The organism is Enterococcus sp. AZ067, from assembly GCF_051715005.1.
GTDB classification, from domain to species: domain Bacteria; phylum Bacillota; class Bacilli; order Lactobacillales; family Enterococcaceae; genus Enterococcus_D; species Enterococcus_D casseliflavus.
In genome coordinates this window covers 3296526-3317113 of record NZ_JBIOSY010000001.1, presented here as the reverse complement: position 1 = coordinate 3317113, position 20588 = coordinate 3296526, and the positions used below count along the sequence as shown (strand labels likewise).

Annotated in this window: 14 protein-coding genes; all 14 read left to right on the top strand. The window is 38.1% G+C overall.

Features of this window, described 5'->3' with window-relative positions:
- The first annotated feature begins 320 nt into the window (after positions 1–320).
- The 14 genes from IGI82_RS15670 (at position 321) to IGI82_RS15605 (ending at position 20581) form a co-directional block, all read left to right on the top strand.
- Entirely contained in the window at positions 321–1766 is a 1446-nt protein-coding gene (locus IGI82_RS15670) for a glycoside hydrolase family 30 protein (RefSeq protein WP_438842470.1), read from the top strand.
- 105 nt (positions 1767–1871) lie between these two features.
- Entirely contained in the window at positions 1872–4679 is a 2808-nt protein-coding gene (locus IGI82_RS15665) for an extracellular solute-binding protein (protein ID WP_438842469.1), read from the top strand.
- The gene (locus IGI82_RS15660) at positions 4663–5568 is read left to right on the top strand and encodes a carbohydrate ABC transporter permease (protein WP_212648500.1); all 906 of its coding nucleotides are present in this window, start codon (positions 4663–4665) and stop codon (positions 5566–5568) included. Before IGI82_RS15665 ends, IGI82_RS15660 begins: the two co-directional genes overlap by 17 nt.
- A 13-nt stretch (positions 5569–5581) precedes the next feature.
- Positions 5582–6451: a carbohydrate ABC transporter permease gene (locus IGI82_RS15655; RefSeq protein ID WP_087628049.1), complete on the top strand. Its 870-nt coding sequence runs from the start codon at positions 5582–5584 to the stop codon at positions 6449–6451.
- A gap of 12 nt (positions 6452–6463) precedes the next feature.
- Complete coding sequence (locus IGI82_RS15650; RefSeq protein ID WP_438842468.1) at positions 6464–8500, top strand: hypothetical protein; 2037 nt, start codon at positions 6464–6466, stop codon at positions 8498–8500.
- A complete protein-coding gene (locus IGI82_RS15645) occupies positions 8487–10838 on the top strand; it encodes a DUF5696 domain-containing protein (RefSeq protein WP_438842467.1) in 2352 nt (783 codons plus the stop codon). Before IGI82_RS15650 ends, IGI82_RS15645 begins: the two co-directional genes overlap by 14 nt.
- A complete protein-coding gene (locus IGI82_RS15640) occupies positions 10835–11770 on the top strand; it encodes a carbohydrate ABC transporter permease (protein ID WP_438842466.1) in 936 nt (311 codons plus the stop codon). The genes IGI82_RS15645 and IGI82_RS15640 overlap by 4 nt, the downstream gene beginning before the upstream one ends.
- Before the next feature lie 2 nt (positions 11771–11772).
- Complete coding sequence (locus tag IGI82_RS15635) at positions 11773–12756, top strand: carbohydrate ABC transporter permease (protein WP_438842465.1); 984 nt, start codon at positions 11773–11775, stop codon at positions 12754–12756.
- Positions 12757–12817: 61 nt separating this feature from the next.
- Positions 12818–14233: an ABC transporter substrate-binding protein gene (locus tag IGI82_RS15630; protein ID WP_087628045.1), complete on the top strand. Its 1416-nt coding sequence runs from the start codon at positions 12818–12820 to the stop codon at positions 14231–14233.
- 552 nt (positions 14234–14785) lie between these two features.
- The gene (locus IGI82_RS15625) at positions 14786–17206 is read left to right on the top strand and encodes a hypothetical protein (RefSeq protein WP_438842464.1); all 2421 of its coding nucleotides are present in this window, start codon (positions 14786–14788) and stop codon (positions 17204–17206) included.
- A gap of 19 nt (positions 17207–17225) precedes the next feature.
- Positions 17226–18134: a carbohydrate ABC transporter permease gene (locus tag IGI82_RS15620; RefSeq protein ID WP_087628043.1), complete on the top strand. Its 909-nt coding sequence runs from the start codon at positions 17226–17228 to the stop codon at positions 18132–18134.
- Positions 18127–18960: a carbohydrate ABC transporter permease gene (locus IGI82_RS15615; protein ID WP_087628042.1), complete on the top strand. Its 834-nt coding sequence runs from the start codon at positions 18127–18129 to the stop codon at positions 18958–18960. Before IGI82_RS15620 ends, IGI82_RS15615 begins: the two co-directional genes overlap by 8 nt.
- Positions 18961–18974: 14 nt before the next feature.
- On the top strand, positions 18975–19301 hold the full coding sequence (locus tag IGI82_RS15610; RefSeq protein WP_115232844.1) for a cupin domain-containing protein: 327 nt from the start codon (positions 18975–18977) through the stop codon (positions 19299–19301).
- 2 nt (positions 19302–19303) lie between these two features.
- Positions 19304–20581, top strand: a complete 1278-nt coding sequence (locus tag IGI82_RS15605) for an ABC transporter substrate-binding protein (protein ID WP_087628040.1) — start codon at positions 19304–19306, stop codon at positions 20579–20581.
- Positions 20582–20588: the final 7 nt, after the last annotated feature.

Sequence of the window (20588 nt, the reverse complement as noted above, 5' to 3'; positions counted from 1 at the left end):
AATTTTAAACTTACAATTATTTTAACCTAATAGAAAACGCTTACTTGATCCTTAAAACTATCTTAATATTTTTATTAATAGTTTTAATGACCAAAAAAACGTTTTTATCATTATTCGTCCATTTTGTTTAAATTCTAGGCTTTGTTTTAATTTTCTTTTCTGTTTTACAAATCCGTCTGTCCCTCAGTTTTTTTATTTATCCTATCCTACTCGCTTCCAAAAATTTTTCATTGAAGGAATCGATTCTTTAGAATAAGACGTCAGCTTCCCAATTCTTTTCATTTATCATCACATTTCATTTTACTAGATGAGCACCAAGAATGCTAACACCAAAGCAATTATTCGGTCAATTATTATTTATAAAAAGAAAGAGGAAAAAATTGAGCAATTTAAGAAATAGTGTCATTACTGGTGAAAACCGTATCGAGATAGTCCTCGATCCAAACAAAGAATATCAAACCATTGATAGTTTCGGCGCAAGTGGTGCCTGGTGGGCACAGGTTATTGGCGGATGGACTGAAGAAGAAGCTCACGGACTATCGAAGCGAGACTTCATAGCGGAATTATTATTTGATTCAAAGAAAGGGATCGGATTATCTTCCTATCGGTATAATTTAGGCGCTGGAAGTGCGGATGATAAACACAGCCCGAAGATAAAAGATCCGTGGCGTAGAGCACATAATTTTGAGATCGCGCCTAAAATTTACGATTGGGATAGAGATGAAAACGCACAATATATTTTAAAAAAAGCCGTATCTTATGGCATCGATCAAATTTATCTTTTTGCCAATAGCCCTTTAGCTAGGCTAACGAAAAACAAAGCTGCATACGGTCAGATACAAGGAGACTCTTTTAGTAATTTACACACAAGTCAGTTTCAACCATTTATCGATTATTTGTTTGATGTGACGGAGCATTTTTTAGAAATAGGAATACCTGTAAGATTTCTATCCCCGATCAATGAGCCTCAATGGGATTGGTCTGAGGGGCAAGAAGGAGCCCATTATGAACCTGAAGAAATGGTTGCTTTTTCGAAGCAAATCTATCGTGAGAAAAAGAAACGGAAAAAGTTAGCTGGTGTTGAAATTTCTCTACCAGAATTAGGAGAATGGTCAAATTCTAGCGTACGTTATTTAGAGGCGATGATAAAGGACCCTGAATTTATGAGCTACTATTCAACATGGGATATTCACTCCTATTGGTCTAGTACTAAGGATAAAAAAGCATTCCTGATGATTTTAAAAGAAAACCAGCTAGATGTCCGCGTAAAAATGAGCGAATGGACGGAAATGCGCCACGGTCGAGATTTGACAATGGACTCTGCTCTGATACTGGCTAATGTGATCCTTCAAGACTTGACTTTGTTAAATGTAACAGATTGGCAGTACTGGATCGCCGTGAGTGCTTATGATTACCGTGATGGCTTAATCTACGTTGATAACGATAGTAAAAAGATTCAACTGACAAAACGTTTGTGGGTTTTTGGAAATTTTAGTAAGTATTTTCGACCAGGTTGTCGGAGGATCGATGCGCAAGTTGATGACGAAGACATAGAAGTCGTTGCATGCATTAATCCTCAAAACGAATTGATCTTAGTAGTCATAAATAACAGTTTGACAGATAAAAAACTATATTTACCAAATTGTTACAAAATCAAAGAAGCAGTCGTCACTACTGACGATAAATCCTTGGCACCTATATCGTGGGTAGACAATGAAATCAGCTTTGAGGAGAGAGCTGTTTTAACAATGAAAGCAACTTTATAGGCTCAATCAAAGCACAAGTGGGGATCAGCTGAATGATTCTATCAAATATCTTAAAAATTTCGTTCTCTAATGAATAAGTCACATGTGAAGAAAGGCATGGGGTCAATGAAAAAAACAGTTATTAATGCAAGTGCTCGTTTATTGATCGGCTTTTTGATTTTATTTTTTATTCCTGTGGTAAGCGCGACGGAAGAAAGTGATTATCACCATTTTTATCAGGAACAAAGTGCGCTTCTTTACCAAGGAGATGAGATAGTGGTCTCTTTAGAAAGTGCTATTTATGTAGAAAATCAAGAATCAGTCACTATTTCCGTAGTTGTGGAAGAGGAGGGGATGTATTACCCGTTCTTTACCTATCTCATCGAGAGTGATAGTGTTCTACCTACCCAAATGCACCTTCAAGTGAATGATTCCCTACAGTTTAAAGAATTAAACAATGTGATTTTTAGAAGCAATTGGCAGCGATCATCGGAAACTGTAACTGATCGATATGGCAATGAAATAGTTGGAGAAATTACTAAGCTAAAAGAAGCTATCAATAGTTATCTTTATGATAGTACGGGTCTTTATGATCGTCCGTTGGCAATTTACTTGAAAAAAGGCGAAAACAAACTCCATTTCACTAGTCTTGAAGGAGAGCTGACTATCAGTGAACTACAATTACACTCGGAGAAAAGTTTGAATATTCTTAATATTGAAAAAGATCAAGTGGGAGAGGTTGCTGGTACTAACAAAGTTTCCGCTCAAGGTGAGTTTCCTGTGGAACAAAATGCCTCCTCTATTAGACCTGGAGCGATTTTTGATAGTTCAGTAACACCTTATGATCCGAAAAAAAGAGTCTTAAACATTTTAGATAGCGCTTCCTTCTATTCTAACGGTGATTCGGTTACTTATGAGTTAGTGATTCCTGAAGATGGGTACTACTATCTCTCTCTTCATTATCGCCAAGATTCACGGATTGATTTTCCGGTTTTTCTAAACATCTATATAGATGGAAAGATTCCCTCAGAAAGTTTCTTTCGTCAACCAATGCCTTATACGACAAAGTTTGCCCACAAAACTATCTCAAATAAAGAAGAGCAGATGATCCCGATTTACTTAGAGTCAGGGGCACGCAAAGTGACTTTTGAAATTTCAGGTGAGCCCTCTGCAGCTATTTTTCGTGGTGTCACAACAATTATCTCAGAAATCCAAGAGCTATCGTTGCAAATCACTGATTTGTTAGGTGGGACAGTGGATCGAAACCGAGATGTCAATATCGAAGAATATTTACCTGGAACGAAAGATCAATTAGTGAACTGGGCCAATGAACTTGCCGAATTGGGAGAGTATGCGACTGACTTGGCTGGAGGCAATAGACTACCAGGAGCGTACTCTCAATTGGCTATTGCTGAAAGGCAATTGTTGGAGTTGGAAAAAGACTATCGATATTTTGCGAATCGATATGATGAGCTTACTTCAATAGTTACTGCTAATCTGTCGACTCTCTTACAAGAATCAGTAAGAACTGGATTGTCTATTGATGAAATCACTTTCCATCAAGAAGCGTTAGGAAAGCAAAGAAATAGTGTGATCCTTGCAATAAGAAATTTTTTTACCCGTTTCTTCCATTCTTTTACTAATGATGACTATGAGGTTAGAAGGGATTCAGCGAATTTGCAAGTTTGGGTAAACAGACCAAGACAATACGTTGAGGTTCTGCAACAGATGATCGACCAACAATTCACCCCTACTACAGGGATTCAAGTCGACATTTCAATTATGCCAGATGAAAATAAATTGATTTTAGTAAATGCATCGGGAACTTCTCCAGATGTAGCGTTAAGTGTTAACTCCTCTTTGCCTTTTGATATGGGCATTCGAAATGCTTTAGTCGATCTTTCAGCTATGGATGATTTTGATTTATTGATGGAATCATTTCCAGATAATATTGCAACACCTTATACAATTGGAGATAGTGTCTACGCTTTACCTGAAACGATGAATTTTTATGTCATGTTTTATCGAAGAGATATTTTAGACGCGTTAGGACTAACTGTCCCTGATACATTAGAAGAATTAGTGAATATGTTGCCAGCGTTAAGTCAGCAAGGAATGAGTGCTTTTTACCCTACAGCTATTAATGGGTACAAAGGCTTCCCGGTCACAATGCCAATCGTTTATCAATATGGCGGTAGTTTTTATACTGACGATATAAGAAGGACAGGGATCAATCAAGAGCAAACAATTCAAAGCCTGCGGTATTTAACAGATCTTTTTACAATCTACAATCTGCCCAAAGAAGTACCTAGCTTCTATCAGCAATTTAGAGACGGCTCGATCCCGATTGGGGTGTCTGATTACAATACCTATAACATGATTTTAAATGCGGCTCCAGAAATCAGTAACCTATGGGATATAGCTTTGATTCCAGGAATCCCAGACGAAGAAGGAACTGTACGTCGTTATTCTTCAGGTGCAGCAGAAACAAGTGTTGTTTTTAAATCGAGTGACAGGAAAGAAGATTCCTGGGAATTTCTACAGTGGTGGCATTCGGCGGAAACACAAGTTGCGTTTGGTATCGAACTACAGACCACAAATGGAAAAGAATATATCTGGAATACGGCAAACATTGAGGCATTTGAACAACTCCCATTTATCACCAAGCATAAGCAAGTTATTTTAGAACAAACAAAATGGAATGCAGAAGTACCACGAAGTGTAAGTAGTTACATGATTGAACGGGAGGTAAATGCAATTTATAACGGAGTAGTGATTGATGGGAAAAATCTTCGTCGTCTGACGGATCGTTCTGCTAAGATAATTGACCGAGAAACAATGAGGAAATTAGAAGAATTTGGGTTTTACTCAAATAACGAAATGCAAAAACCTTATCCTTCGATAGCGGAGGTGACCCATGATGCAGAGGATTAAACAACCGAAAAAAAAGCACAGCAAGGCGGCATATATTTTTCTGCTCCCGTATAGTTTACTTTTTCTTTCATTCATTATTCTGCCAGTAATCATTGCTATCAGTTTATCATTCACCAATTTCAATACGATTGAACGTCCGAACCTAGTTGGCTTTATGAACTATATTAATTTGTTGACTCAAGACGATGTATTCATGCAAAAAGTATTGCCAAACACGATTATTTACTCGTTGATCGTTGGGCCAGGAGGATATGTCTTAGGGTTTCTATTGGCATGGATTTTGGCTCAGTTACCAAAAGTACCGAGAACAATTTTTTCCCTGATTTTTTATTTACCTTCAATGACTGGCGGAGTAGCAATGACCGTTGTTTGGCGAATCTTATTTTCAGGGAATCAAAATGGCTATATCAACGGATTGTTAATGAATTTAGGACTAATAAATAATCCGGTCGTTTGGACTTTAGATGAACGATTCATCTTACCGATTATGATAATGATTGGTTTATGGGGCAGTATGGGTGTAGGATTTTTAGCGATGATGGCGGGGGTATTAGGTGGGGATAAAGAAATTTATGAAGCCGCAACGATCGATGGTGTCTCGAATCGAGTGCAAGAATTGATTTATATTACTATTCCCTCCATGAAACCCCAAATGTTATTCGGAGCTGTGATGGCGATCGTCGGTGCGTTTTCAAATGGCGCGATAGGTGTTCAGCTGACAGGATCAAATCCGGTAACAGGTTCCTATGCCGGGCAATTAGTCGCAAATCATATCGACGATTATGGTTTTTTAAGATATGAGATGGGGTACGCAGCTGCTGTATCAGTTATCTTATTGTTGATGATTTACGTTTTTAGTTATTTTGCGAAGAAACTGTTATCTGAATGAAAGGAGTAGGTGTATGGCTATCCGTAAAACTAGTATTGATCCTAAAAAATTCGATAAAAGTCAGATCAAACTATATATTCTCTTAGTGCCCTTTGCAGCATTCATGATTTTGCCGTTAATTTTTATTATTAATCATGCGTTTAAACCGATGCACGAACTATTTGCCTTTCCACCTCGCTTCTTTGTCGAGCAACCGACTTTTGAAAACTTCCATAATTTAGTGAAATTAACTCAAAACTCCACCATACCAATCAGTCGTTATATTTTTAATAGTCTTATTGTGACGATCATTGTTATTATTTTTTCTACATTGTTTTCTTCGATGGCTGCCTATGCTTTATCTAAAAAGAATTTTCGTGGAAAGACGTTTGGAATGGAGCTCAACAATGCTGCGTTAATGTTTGTAGCAACAGCAGTAACTATTCCTAGATATTTGATTATTAATGGGATGAATATTGAAAACTCTTATTGGGCACATATTTTGCCTTTGTTAGCTTTACCAGTATCTGTCTTTTTATTAAAACAATTTATTGATCAAGTTCCTGATTCATTGATCGAGGCATCAGTTATAGATGGAGCTAGTGAATTTCAAATTTACTGGTCAGTGATTTTGCCATTGATTCGTCCTGCGTTGGCAACATCTGCATTACTGGTTTTCCAGGGTGTCTGGAACAATCTCGAAACTTCCCAACTATTTATTACGAATGATTCTTTACGAACACTGGCATTTTATTTAAGTACTTTTGCTTCACAAACAAATACAGTGGTGGGACAAGGGATAGCAGCTGCGGCATCACTGATTATTTTTATTCCCAATTTATTATTATTTGTCTTTATGCAAAGCAAAGTGATCAATACGATGGCTCATTCTGGATTGAAGTAGGAGGCAAGGCAAGTGAAAAAAAAGCGATATCTTTTTTTGATAGCTATAGTTGCAATGACTTGTTTGTTTCCACGTCAAAAAGTTTTTGCAAATGAAGCATACAAAACATTTACAGTTGATGGGAATCAATACTTTGTTGAGTCACAGACTGGCTATTCAGCAGTGAAAGCCATTAATCGGATTGGAGATACACGCTTGAGTAGTCCGTCTGATATGAGGTTTGGCAAGGATGGTAATCTCTATATAGCCGATACTGGAAATCGTCGAGTTTTAGTCGCGACGAAAGAAGGGGACTATTTGAATGAATTCACTCACGAAGAGTTGATATCACCAGTGGGGATTTTTCCGCATACTTCAGGAAAAATTTTTGTAGCAGATGATGCTGCTGGAAAAATTTTTGTTTTTACTGAAGATGGAGCATTAGAACACACTTTTGAAAAACCTACTGCCCTTTCTTTTGGGCAGAGAAACACCTTTCAACCAACAAAGGTAGTTGTAGATGAGCGAGAAAATGTCTATGCCTTGTCTCGTGGAAACAATAATGGCATTATTATGCTCAATGCCAATACACCGGGGGAATTTCTAGGCTATTTCGCCCCAAATGTTTCTCAGCTAAGCTTATTGACTCGTTTCAGAAGGGCAATTTTTTCTGAAGAGCAGTTGGATAAGATGATCCGTGCGATCCCTAATAGTGCGGAAAATTTAGCAATTGATGACCGAGGACTAATATACACGGTCACAACGACTGAAAATGAAAAAGAACCACTTAAGAAGCTAAATCTCGGAGGAACTAATTTGTTACCGCCAAACTTCGCTTTCCTACCTAGAAGTGTTGCTGTAGGAGAACAAGGGAACATCTATGTGTTAAGCGAATTAGGATTTATTTTTGAATACACTGAAGAAGGAGAATTACTATTCATGTTTGCTGGTATTGATGAAGGATACCAGCGAAATGGTCTTCTGGGACAAGGCGTAGCGATTGATGTTGACGAAAACAATCACATTTATACCTTGGATTCACAAAAAAATGAAATTCAGATTTTCCAACCGACTGCCTTCGCCAATAAAGTACACCATGCATTAAGTTTGTATCAAAACGGATTGTATGTAGAAAGTAAGCCCGTATGGGAAGAGATTCTGGACATGAATTCCCAGCTTGATCTTGCAAATAAAGGACTAGGGTATGCCTTTTACGAGGAAGAAGACTATCAAAATTCACAGATAGCGTTTAGGCAGGCGCAAAATATTGAAGGATTTTCCGATGCATACTGGGAAGTACGAAATTTGTGGATTAAAGACAATATAGTGACAATGGTGATCGGAGTAGGTATTTTTGGTCTGGGGCTATTAAGTATCAAGTGGCTGGATAAAAAGAGCGCTATCTTTTTGCCAATAAAAAAAGGAAAAGTTTTGCGTTTAACGCTTGTTAAACAAATTGTCTATATTTTTTACTTTATGAAGCATCCCATCGATGGGGCTTATGGATTAAAAAAAGAAAACAAAACAAGTGGCTTCGCTGCGCTTATTCTGCTATTCATGACATTGCTTGTTTATATAAGTGAAAAGTACTTCAGTGGCTTCATTTTTAAACGTGTAGCAGATGGGCGATTTATGGTTGCTCAGGATTTGATGCTGTTCTTTGCACTTTTTAGTTCGGTCATCATCTGTACGTATTTGGTTGTAACGATCAATGATGCGGAGATTAATTCCCTTCAAATGTATCAGGGCTTTATTTACTGTTTGGGACCGTATCTTTTGATCAAACCATTTTTGATCGTAATTAGTCATGTTTTGACATTGAATGAAGCGTTCATTTTACAATTCACTAATTTGATCATCTATTTATGGGTTTTTGTGCTGATCGTTGTGATGATCAAGGAATTAAATAGTTATACCGTTAGAGTAACGATCAAATTATTATTCTTAACTTTGTTTACCATTTTTATAAGTTGGTTGACGTTATTTGTTATCTATTCTCTAGCTGCTCAAGTGGGCTCATTCATTGTATCGTTTTATGGAGAGGTGGTCGCACGCATTGAAAATTTTTAATTTTTTGAAGACAAATTTTCGTTTAGTTGCTTTCTTTGGTGGCATGCTTGTTCTCACGATTTTTTTACTTGCAACAACACAAATAGAAGAACAAAAGACAATCTCTCAGCCAAATCCAGTAACAGAACCAAGCGACGAAGAGGAGGAAGCGGAAGAAGAGACACAAGTAGAGGAAAATGAAGAACTTGAAGAAATCCCCCAGATTGATATGGATGATTTTGAACCAGAGAAGCGACTATCGTATTTTCCAGACGAAACAACAGAAATAGACGGGCATCGGTTGTTGACCGAAAATGAAGATTTACAGCTCTTTTTCCAAAGAGAGACACTGTCGATGATTATACGTGAAAAAAAGAATGGGAAGGTCATGTACTCAACGGTTCAAACACCACAAGGTGGAAATGCAAGCTGGTCAAACTTTATGCGGTCGCCGATCGTGATCAATTATATCACCGAAAACAACACCGGATTTAATCAATTGGATCTCTATTCAGGAAATCCCGAAATAGCTGTTAATGAAACGCCGACAGGGTTTGAAGCAGAGCTCTTTTTTCCAGAGCAAGAAATCGGAATGCTGGTAAAAGTCGATTTGACAAACGATGGGGTGGTTGTTGAATTGCCAGATCATACTATTAGGGAAGAAAGCAGTCGATTTACGATCGGAGAAGTTTTCTTGTATCCATTTATGGGGTACACCTTCATGGACAATGAAGCTGGTTACATGTTTATTCCCGACGGTAGTGGTTCGCTGATTTATTTGGAAGATAATAATGAACAATATAGTCAACCTTTTTCGCAGCCATTTTATGATATTGACTTGGGGGTGGATATTCCCAAAAGCCAAAGTATGGTAAATGACATGGCAATGCTCAACAACGCAAAACCGATGTATGCACCTATCTGGGGAATGGTCCATACGGAAAATGAGATCGGTTACTTGGCGACCATTGAAAGTGGAGATGAGAATGGGACTTTACAAGCTTATCCGAATGGCGCCATCTTGCCATACAATTGGATAACCACTAAATTCCGTTACCGTAGTGTATATTCTCAGGCAACGAGTCGTTCAGAAGGTTCTGTAATGATTTTGCAGCAAAATCGGAATGAAGTGAATGCAAAAATTTCTTATCGATTTGTAAGCGGGGATCAAGCAGATTATTTTGGACTTTCCCAAACGTATCGTCAGTATTTAATAGACAATCACTTTATAAATGAGACATCATCTGATCGCCTGATGCGTATCGATTTATTTGGTGCAGATAGTGAAAAATCATTAGTTTCAAATAAAATCGTTGAAATGACGAGTTTTGCTGAAATGGGGGAGATTTTAGAAAGGTTATATCAAAATGATGTGACACGAATCGATGTTGGGATCAGAGGCTGGCAAGCAGGTGGCGAATATGGCAGCTTAGGGTTGAATCGTTTTCGAGCAGAAAATAAATTAGGGGGGAATCGTGGGTTAAATGAATTACTAGAAAAAAGCCAAGAACACTTCGATCTCTTTTTATATAACGATTTACTCTTATTCAATCCCAGTACTAGAAACTCGGTGAGGTATGACTTATTTACTAGACTAAATAAGCAACTGTATCGGGAAAGTATAGCCAGTCCAGTTTTCCCTGAGTTGAATTATGTGATACCTGAACAAAGTCAAAAAATGCTAAGAGATTTTTCGAACCAAGATGAAAAAAATCATCCTGCTGGCGTGGTGATTACTGGTATATCCAATAAACTGTTCTCTTACTCATATAAGGGGGAAAACTTTGACCGTCACCATGCATTGTCTTTGTATGAAGAAATATTTGAAGAAGCGTCGCAGACAAGTAGACTCTTTTTGGATAATCCTTTTCAAGCATATTGGAAATATGCAGAGGCGCTGATAGATTTCCCGATTCGTTCCAACAATTATATTTTTGAAAGTCAGGAGATCCCGTTTTTTGGTTTGGCTTTAAATAATCTCATTCCGTTGTATGCACCTTATTTTAATTTTGAAGAAAATAGAGATGCTTATTTCTTAAAGCTACTGGAATCTGGTATTCGCCCATCATTTCTTATCACAGAAGAAGATTCAAGAGCTTTACAATACACGAGTTCTGCGGAGATTTATTCGTCGAAATATACAGTATTTGAGCGTGAGATACTAGAAATGTATACCAAGCTTGCTGAGGTGCAAGAGCAAATCGCAGGAGCTTCGATTAGCCAACATACAACTCAAGGAACAGTGGTTGATATCAGGTATGAGAATGGCATCAGGCTATTATTGAACAAAGGAGAAGCCGCTAGTTCTTATGACGGACATTCTTTGGAGGCATACGCATATAAGGTGGTGAGGGAATGAGGCTAACGACAAAAAGAGCCGGGCGTACGAAGCATCGTAAAACATTGGCAGGTATAAGCTTTATTTTTCCTTGGCTAATTGGCTTTGCGGTATTCGTATGTTGGCCAATGGCACAATCTTTCTGGTACAGCTTAAACACTGTCCGAGTCAGGCCAACTGGAAGAGCGTTTCGCTTTGCTGGTGTAACCAACTATCAAGATATATTTTTTAAAGATATGCTTTTTGTACAAGAGCTAGGGGCTTTTTTGATCAGTACATTATTAAGAGTGCCAATCATCATTATTTTTTCAATGATCATCGCCATGCTTTTGAATGGTCGTATGAAATTTAAGAGTTTTTTTCGAACGATCTTTTTCTTACCAGTGATCATCGCAAGTGGGCCAGTAATGAATGAATTGATCAATCAAGGAGCAGCGACTGTTCCAGTTCTTGATCAAGGGTCTATTAGTGGCATTTTAAACTCTTTCTTACCTCTATGGCTAGCATCACCAATCGTTGATCTTTTCGGGCAACTGATTATCATACTATGGTATTCCGGCGTCCAGATATTGATTTTTATTGCTGGTCTTCAAAAGATCGATAAAAGCTTATATGAAGCTGCAAGAATTGACGGGGGCTCCAGCTGGGAATGCTTTTGGAAGATTACATTGCCAATGCTAAAGCCAATGATTTTATTAAATGCAATCTATACGATCGTATTGTTATCCAACAATAGTCAAAACAATATCATTAATTTGATTTATCGAAATATGTTTTCAGCCAATCGAGGGTACGGTTTTGCTTCTGCACAAGCATGGATGTATGCGCTCATTGTGCTGATAATTGTAGGCATTGTTTTCTCGATGTTTAAAGAAGGGTCCTCGGGAACGAAAAAGCGAAAGCCAAAAAAAAGTTTCCGTAGACTGAAACTTTCAAAGAAAGCGAGGGAATGATGATGGAAACAAGAATGAAATCTAAGCAAATCGATGTAAGAGGGTTTTTATTGAAAATCCATAAGCGTTTACTTGGACGTAATGACAAACCTGGATGGATACAGCAAACGATCAAGTACGGATTATTGATCATTTTAGGCTTTGTTTACATTTATCCACTTATCTATATGCTGGCTACAAGCTTTAAGTCCTTGGAAGATTTATTGAATACTTCTGTTAAGTGGCTACCAACACAGATTTATTGGCAAAACTATATTCAAGCCTTCAATGTGTTGGACATCCGACAGTCCTTATTAGGCAGTCTTTTGATCTCTATGATTCCTACCGTCTTTCAGGTAGCTGTGTGCGGCTTAGTAGGCTATGGCTTTGCTCGTTTTGACTTTCCTTTTAAACGAACGCTTTTCTTTTTATTGGTATTTAGTTTTATTGTGCCACCACAAATCTTGATGATGCCGACATACGTTTTATATAGTGAATTGAATTTTTTAGGAAAATTAACGGTATTTATCGTACCAGCCGCTTTAGGAAATGGCTTAAAAAGTACCTTGTTTATATTGATTTACTATTCGTTTTTTAAGCAAACCCCAAATTCCTTGTATGAAGCAGCAGAAGTAGATGGCGCAAGCGAATGGACCTGCTTTACACGAATTGGGATTCCAATGGCGATTCCTGCAATTATTATCGTGTTTTTATTCTCATTTGTTTGGTACTGGAATGAAACATACTTAGTGAATTTGTATTTGCAAAGTCAGCCGGGAAATACACGATGGATTACGTTACTAACCCAGTTACAAGGGTTTAAAGATAGTTACAGTTCAATGGCAAGTAGCAGCTCGGCGGCTAGTGTAGGTGTTGTTGACAAGCTAAATGAAGGGATTACGATGGCAGCAACAATGATTACACTGGTACCTTTGTTGATCACCTATTTCGTATTACAAAAGTATTTTGTAGAAAGTGTTGATCGATCAGGTATTACCGGTGAGTAATAACGAACTTTTAAATCAAGGGTTAGAAAAATTAACTATAAAGGAATATGGAGGGAATAAAATGAAGTTTGAAAAGTTATGTTTCAAAGTAGGAATAGTTGCCCTTTCAACGATGCTACTGGCTGCGTGTGGAGATTCAGAAGAGCCCAACGTTGATGAAGCTGAAGGTGGAGGCGGCGGAAATATCGTTGAAGAATTAACCGACGAAGATATTACGTTGACTTTTTCGGCTTGGTTTGAGTATGAGTGGATGGAGCATATGGCTCAAAAATTTACAGAGCTATATCCGAATATCAAAGTAGATATTATTGATTTGCGGGAAACAGATTATAATGATGGCTTAAACAATTTAGCAGCAGATGGACAGTTGCCTGACGTATTTGGTTACAATTCAAATGTTGATATGCCAATCATGAATGGTTGGTTTTACGATTATACTGATTATTGGGAAGCTGATCCAGATAAAGACATTATGTTAGAAACACTGAAAGATCAAGGAAGATTTGATGGAGAACGGATGATGGCTTCACCTATCAATTATTATCCTTATGCAGTATTTATTGATGAAAACTTATTAGAAAAAGAAAACGTTGAGATGCCGCCAGGGGATTACACGTATAACGATTTAGTAGAACTAGTGAGACGTATGACTGTCCCTGAGAAAAATTTATTTGGTTATGAAGGTGGCAGCCAATGGTTAACAATGGCACCAATTATTCATCAAGACTCCATTGGAGAATTTGGCTGGGATGGGACAGAATATGACTTGACGAAAGATTGGGCAGATGCATTACAACTAATGGCTGAATTCGAGCGAACAGGAGTCAAAGCGCCTGCTGGAGACGACCGAGCAGAAGCCGCATATGGAGACCGTGAGTTGTGGCCACCACTATCAGGACAAGTTGCTGTTAAATTAGGCGCATGGTGGGATAAGGACTCTTTTGAAACTGCAGAGTATAAAGATAAAGGAATCAACTATGTTCCTTATACGATTCCAAAAGGAGATGGCGACAAGGAACATAAGCCAGCCTACGTCGATTTTGGAGGAATTTCATCCGCAACTGAATATCCGAGAGAAGCATTTGAGCTATTGAAATTCATGAGTTGGGGAAGTGAAGGCTGGGATGCTCGAATGGAATTCTATAATCAAGAAGCAGAAGCTAACCCTAACTATTTACCACCAATTCTTCCACTGACTAATGAGCAAAAATATTGGGATGCAATCTATGCCCTGCTGCCACAAAATCAATATTACAGTGACTTCTTGCAGCATGCTAGGGAACCGATCCCGTTAGGCGGTCGTGTATTGCCAGGGTTTGAAACATGGATTTCCGAGGTATACTTTGATGGTGAATTCGGAAATGTAGAGCAAGCTGTGATCGAGGGAACTGTCAATGCTCATGATGTAGCGCCTGAATTAACAGAGAAAGCGAATGTCTACTATCAAGAAGCGATCGAAGAATTATTCAGTCAGTGATAAGAACTAGCATTTTAGATTTTTTTCTAGGAAAAAGTTATGTTATATAAATTTTGTAATTAAATAGCGTGATGGGGAATGCTGGGTCTAAAAAACAGCCTGCTTGATTAGATAGTAGTGATAGGTGCTTCTGATCAAAAGAATATAAGACTGTATGTGTTTGACAACAAATCTTTTCTTATAACATTAAGAACGTTTCACTCTAGTTTCGTCGGCTAGAAAGAGACGTTCTTTTATTTATTTGCTAAAGCAGCAACCTATGTAAAGAAGTTTAAAATAACAAATGCAATCAAGTTTTATCAGGATCGAGTAGGTCTACACCTTTAGGATGTTTGATGCAACAAATCAATAACGCTTATTTTTGTCTTTAAGAATGATGAATATCTTGCGACATGTTTTTTATTGACCAAAAACTCAAAAATGCGTTGACAACGCTTACAAGAGGATGTTAAAGTTTACCCATCAAGAATAAACCGGTTTAGTTGAAGGTGAGGTCCTTCCTAAATTTTTTTATTAATTGATAAACCGGTTTAGTAAATAGGAGGTACGGTAGTGTACAAAAAAGAATTTAGCGTTGCTCCAAATGAGTTTTTCACAGAATTCATGCGCTCGGAAATTCAATTTGAAGAGTACAGCAGTGATAAAAAAACTTTTTCTAACAAGCTAAGAGCAAGTCCCTACGAGCATGAATATCATATTTCTTATCCATGTCGGGAAAAATTTATTCAGGAGCAGCCGATTCGAGAGGCTGATTATCCAGATGTAATCACAGATCAATTAGTGGAGACTTTTGAAGATACGAGAGTGACATTTTCCTCATTTATGACGAATCCCACGTATATGAAAGTTGTGATGAGGGTATTTGTAACTGTAGGATCAGCGGTTACACTTCCGTTTTTATTAGAGACGTATGGGGGCTTGAAGATTTGGGTAAACGGCAATGAACAAGTTTCATTTCTTTCATATCTTCGTAATACGCCTATTAAGCAAGAGGTAGAGCTAACGTTTGGTGAAGGAGAAAATGAGATCGTTGTTTTGTTGGATGATTTAGGTGAACGAGATGTTAATTTCGGTTTTTCAATGAAAAATACGAGCGAGCAAATGATCAATGGCTTTTGTCTTTTGCCTTTCCCGAGCGATGAAGCACAAAAAGCCAAACAATTGTTGAACTCCATATACTTTGCCAAAGATTATTACACAGAGGGTGAGATTGCGTTTTATGCAAAAGCTCAGAGAGATAGTCAATTACGGGTCCGCTTCAATCCTTTAGTAAATCGGCCCAAAACAAAGATGCAAGATGGCAATATCACAGAATTTACTAACCAAGACAGATACATCGAGATTCAAGCAACAAACGAACAATACAGTATAGGAAATGTATCTGATTATCAATTTGCTAGTACTACAAAAGTAGAATTTGGAGTTAGGTTATCTGACGGTCAATATTTGACAAGAATCATTCCAATCGCTATCTATCATCAAGAAAAATATGAAAATACGATCACCTCAAATACATTGGATGGTCGGAAAAAGAAAGCGCTCACCTATTACGCAGGATTGTCGTTAGATGATATCAATGTTGGATTGTGCCGCTTGCTCTTAGACGAGATTTCGCCAGCGGATGAATTGTTTGATCAACCAGGATTTACTAGCGGACTTAGTTTGATTGAACATAAAGGGGATTGTGCAGACTTCGTTTTTGTCCCGCTACTGATGTTTTATCAACGGTTTCCAGAGAAGGTTCCTGACTTGTTAGCACAAAAAATCAAGGAACTCAGCTTAAATTTTCGTTATTGGATCGATGAGCCAGGTAATGACGTAATGTGGTATTTCAGTGAAAATCATGCCTTACTTTTCCATATCGCTCAATATCTCGCTGGAAATTTGTTTCCAAATGACATTTTTGTCGTGAGCGGTAGGACAGGAGAAGAGCAAGCCGAATTAGGAAAAAAACGGATCGAACAATGGTTTGAGCACTTCTTGCGTTATGGATTAGCGGAATGGAATTCTGTAACGTATATCCCCATTGATTTCATTGGCTTTTTCGCATTATATATTGGGGCGCCTGATGAAGAAATCAAAGCTTTAGCGAAACAAGCATTAGATTCAACCTTTGAATTGGTTTCAATCAATAGTTTCCAACAAATTTATGCTTCAACGTACGGACGCGTTTATGAACACAATCTAAAATCCATTGCGATGAATGAGATCGGTGCTTTAACAAAAATTGCTTATGGAATCGGCCACTTTAGTGATGCATTACGAGCAGCAGCATTATTTTCCTTATCTGACTATGTGCCACCTGCCAATTTACAAGAAAACTTCGCACCCCAAAATCATTTGATCGCAAGATATAGACAAGGCATTAACGAAGCTGAAACCTATTTATACAAAACCCCCCAGTATTCGATGGTGAGTTGCCAAGATTATCATTTTCAAAAGCAGGGGTATCAGCAACATATGATGAACATCACATTAGATACCTGTCAATCCGCTATCTGGATCAATCATCCTGGAGAATACAAGTATAGTGGTGAAAATCGCCCGAGCTATTGGGCAGGAAATGGGTCCCTCCCTAGAATTTATCAAGAAAAGAATAGAATGGTCATGCGCTATTCTATTCCAGAAGAAGAGATCCCCTTCATCCACTTGTACTATCCTTATTGGGAGTTTACTTTTTCTATCCAAAAGGACCATTGGCTGTACTTCGGGAACCAAACAAGTGCTTGTCTGATCTATTTTTCAGAGGTACCGAAGTTAACCAAAGAAGGAGCAAATGCTTATCGGGAATATATCGTTTCTGGAACAGATCATTTTGTTTTTGTAAAATGCATGGCACGTAAACCCAATGACCCGATTGATATCGATCAACAACTAAAGGAGCTCAAGATAACCAAAGAGAATGGTTTTCAGGTGCAGGATGCAGAAGTAGCATTCTCTTTGATCAATGAAAAACTTTTAATCAAACAATAACATTAAAGAGGTGAAAGAAGTGCAAGAAAAGCAAGTCAACAAAAAGAAGCGCAAGCAAAGTAAAAAATTTCATTACTCGTTTTGGTTATTCATTCTCCCCTGTGCCTTGTTGTTTCTATTGTTTTTTATTGTTCCATTGGCTTTAAACTTCTTCTATTCATTTACGGACTATGATGGGTTTCGGCAAATGAATCAGATTGGCTTTGCAAATTATCAAGAACTGTTTCAAGACCGAGAGTTTTATCAAACACTTAGACGCACCTTCATCTATACCTTCATTTCATTGCCCTTTAAGGTTATTTTACCACTTGGTTTAGCGGTACTGATGGTATCTAAGGTAGTCCGCTTCAAGACATTGACGCGTGGATTGATTTATCTTCCTGTACTTCTATCTTCTCTCGTTGTCGGTTTAACAATGAATTGGATGTTTGGCGAGCAATATGGACTCGTAAACTTTTTATTGGAGCAATTGGGGTTTGCTCGTGTACAGTGGGCGACCAATCCTTTTTTTACAAAAATGCTGATCATTATCGCCAGTACTTGGGCGTCTACCGGTTTTTATATGCTGATTTACATTGGTGCTTTATCGGGGATCGATGAAGAAATCGATGAGGCAGCTTTGTTGGATGGAGCGACTGGCTGGAAGAAATTTTTCCATATCACCGTTCCATTGATTAAGCCTACTACATTTTTGGTTTCACTCTTAAGTATCATTAGTTTATTGAAGGAATATGCGCTGATTCAAGGGATCACCCAGGGGGGACCAGGGACTTCCACTACGTATATCGTTCAGTACATTTTGTCTGAAGGATTCGATAAGGCAAGATATGGGTATGCGAGTGCTGCCTCTGTGATCGTCATGATTATTTTCGCAGCTATCGCCTTTGTTCAATTTCGATTTAGTCGAGGAGGAGAAGTGAATGGATAAACAAGTGAAGCATCAAAAATGGTCTTTCCTTCAGACCACTGTCAGTTTAGCTGCAGGGATCTTGATCTTTTTCCCAGTACTATGGTTAATCATGAGCTCATTTAAGTCTTCTGGTGAATTGTTTTCCTATCCGTTAAGCTTTTTCCCAGAACAATTCTCGTTAGAAAATTACCAAAATGTGATTGAAAATGGTTTTTTTCAATATATCTACAATAGTTTCTTCATAGCGGTAGTTGGCACCTTGATCACTGTTGTGATTAATTCAATGTGCGGGTATGCTTTAGCGATCTATCGTAAGCAGTTGGGATATACCGGAATCGTATTTGGTGTTTTTTTACTAGGAACCTTAATTCCAAGCGAAGCTTTGATTATTTCTCAATTTACCGTTATTTCCTTTTTGGGCCTATACAATAGCTTGTTAGGGGTTATTTTACCTGTCGTCACCACAACAACTGGTATTTTTATGTATCGTCAATTCTTCATTGGTATCCCAGATTCCTTTTTAGAGGCAGCACGAATGGACGGGGCATCTGAGTTTCGCATTTTCATGAGTATCATGATTCCACTTGCTAAGCCTACGACGATCACCTTGATTATTTTTAGCTTTATGTGGCGTTGGAATGACTATATCTTGCCATTGCTCGTTTTGTCACGGCAAAATCGCTACACGATCCAGATTGCTATCAGAAATTATATTGGTGCTTGGAATACGGATTGGCAATCCATTTTAGCCGCTTCAGTGATTTCGATTATTCCTGTAGCGATCTTATACATTTTTTTACAAAAATATATTGTTGGAACGAATGTTTCATCAGGTAATAAATAGAAAAGGAAGAGATTATGACAGACAAAGATTATGAAAAAATTGATGAACACACAACAAGAAAGGTTCTTGCCTACGGCGAACAGTTGATGGTCGTTGCTATTGCGTTTAACGGTTCACCTGAAACACTGGAACTACATGATCATCCTCATGAGCAGATCACCTATGTACAGGAGGGGAGCTTTGAGTATGTGATTGAAGAAACGACCCAGATACTTCATGCAGGTGAAAGTATTTATGTGCGCCCTCATGCGAGACATGGTGCGCGGTGTATCTCAGGAAAAGGACATTTGATCGATGCGTTTAGCCCAATCAGGGAAGATTATTTGACAAAAGGAGAATGAAGATGAAAAAAATTGTTTCAATGTTGATGTTGACTAGTGCTTTATTAGGACTCGCCGCTTGTGGGAGCCAATCAGATGATTCGGCAAATGAGGGAACGATTACGGTCATGTTAGATTCAGAACCTGGTCAAGACGATCCTGTCGTTCATACAATGGAGAAGTGGAAACAAGAAACAGGAAATGATTATGAAATTTTAGTCGTGGGATATGATGATCAATTAACGAAATTTCCGCTAATGATCAAAAATGATGATCTGCCAGATTTACTAATTACGACGCGGCTGCATAAAGAGTATCCTGAAGACTTTGTTGATTTATCACAAGAAGTCGATATGGATTATTTTGACCCAGATCTCTTGAGAGTCGCATTAGGAAATTACAACGAAGGTATCCAAATTTTACCTACGCAAATTACGGTCACTAATTATTTTTACAATAAGGAAGCTTTTGAAGAAGCAGGGATCACACCTCCGACACCAGACAATCTATGGACGCTTGAGGAACTATATGAAAACGCAGAAAAACTTGTTGAGTCTGGCGCGGTAAACTTTGGATTAGCAGTTGATTATTCTCGTGCAAGATACGATAACTTAATGTATTCTAATGGTGGAAGTATTACTGAAACAATTGATGGTCAACCCGTAGTTGCTGTCAATTCACCTGAAAATATCGCCACGCTTCAAAAGTTTATCGAAGCAAACGATGAGGGGATTGCTCCTAAAAATATTTGGGCTGGGGGCTCGCCGGATAATCCAATGAATTATTTCGAAAATGGGGATGTAGGGATCTATTTATCAGGTAGCTTTAATTATGCGAATATTGCTAGAGATGCCAAAATCGAATTTGGTGTTATGCCTTCTCCAATTGGAACCAAACAACAATCGGCATTAAATGGTGGACGTGGCTGGGGCGTTCCGAAAAATAGCCCAAATGCAGCATTAGCAACTGAATTTGTTAAGTGGTTTTATAACTCTGAGTCCACGTATCAGGAGTTCTTAGACTTAGATTTTGGCTTGCCGTTTATGGAAAATTATACGTATGAGCCAACTTCAACTTTCCAAGCGGATGATTATCAATTGTACGTACAAGAGTTAGCAAATATTCCAGAAGAGTTCTTAGTTGATGAAGCCAATCAATGGGGCTTGTATTTGGAAGATGACTATCGTCAAGCGATGTCACAGGCTGTTAGTGGAGAACTTTCGGCAGAAGAAGCATTGAATAGAGTTGCGGAAAGAATTGCACAAAATGCGGGTTGGGCTATGAAATATCAAAATGAATAAAGAAAAC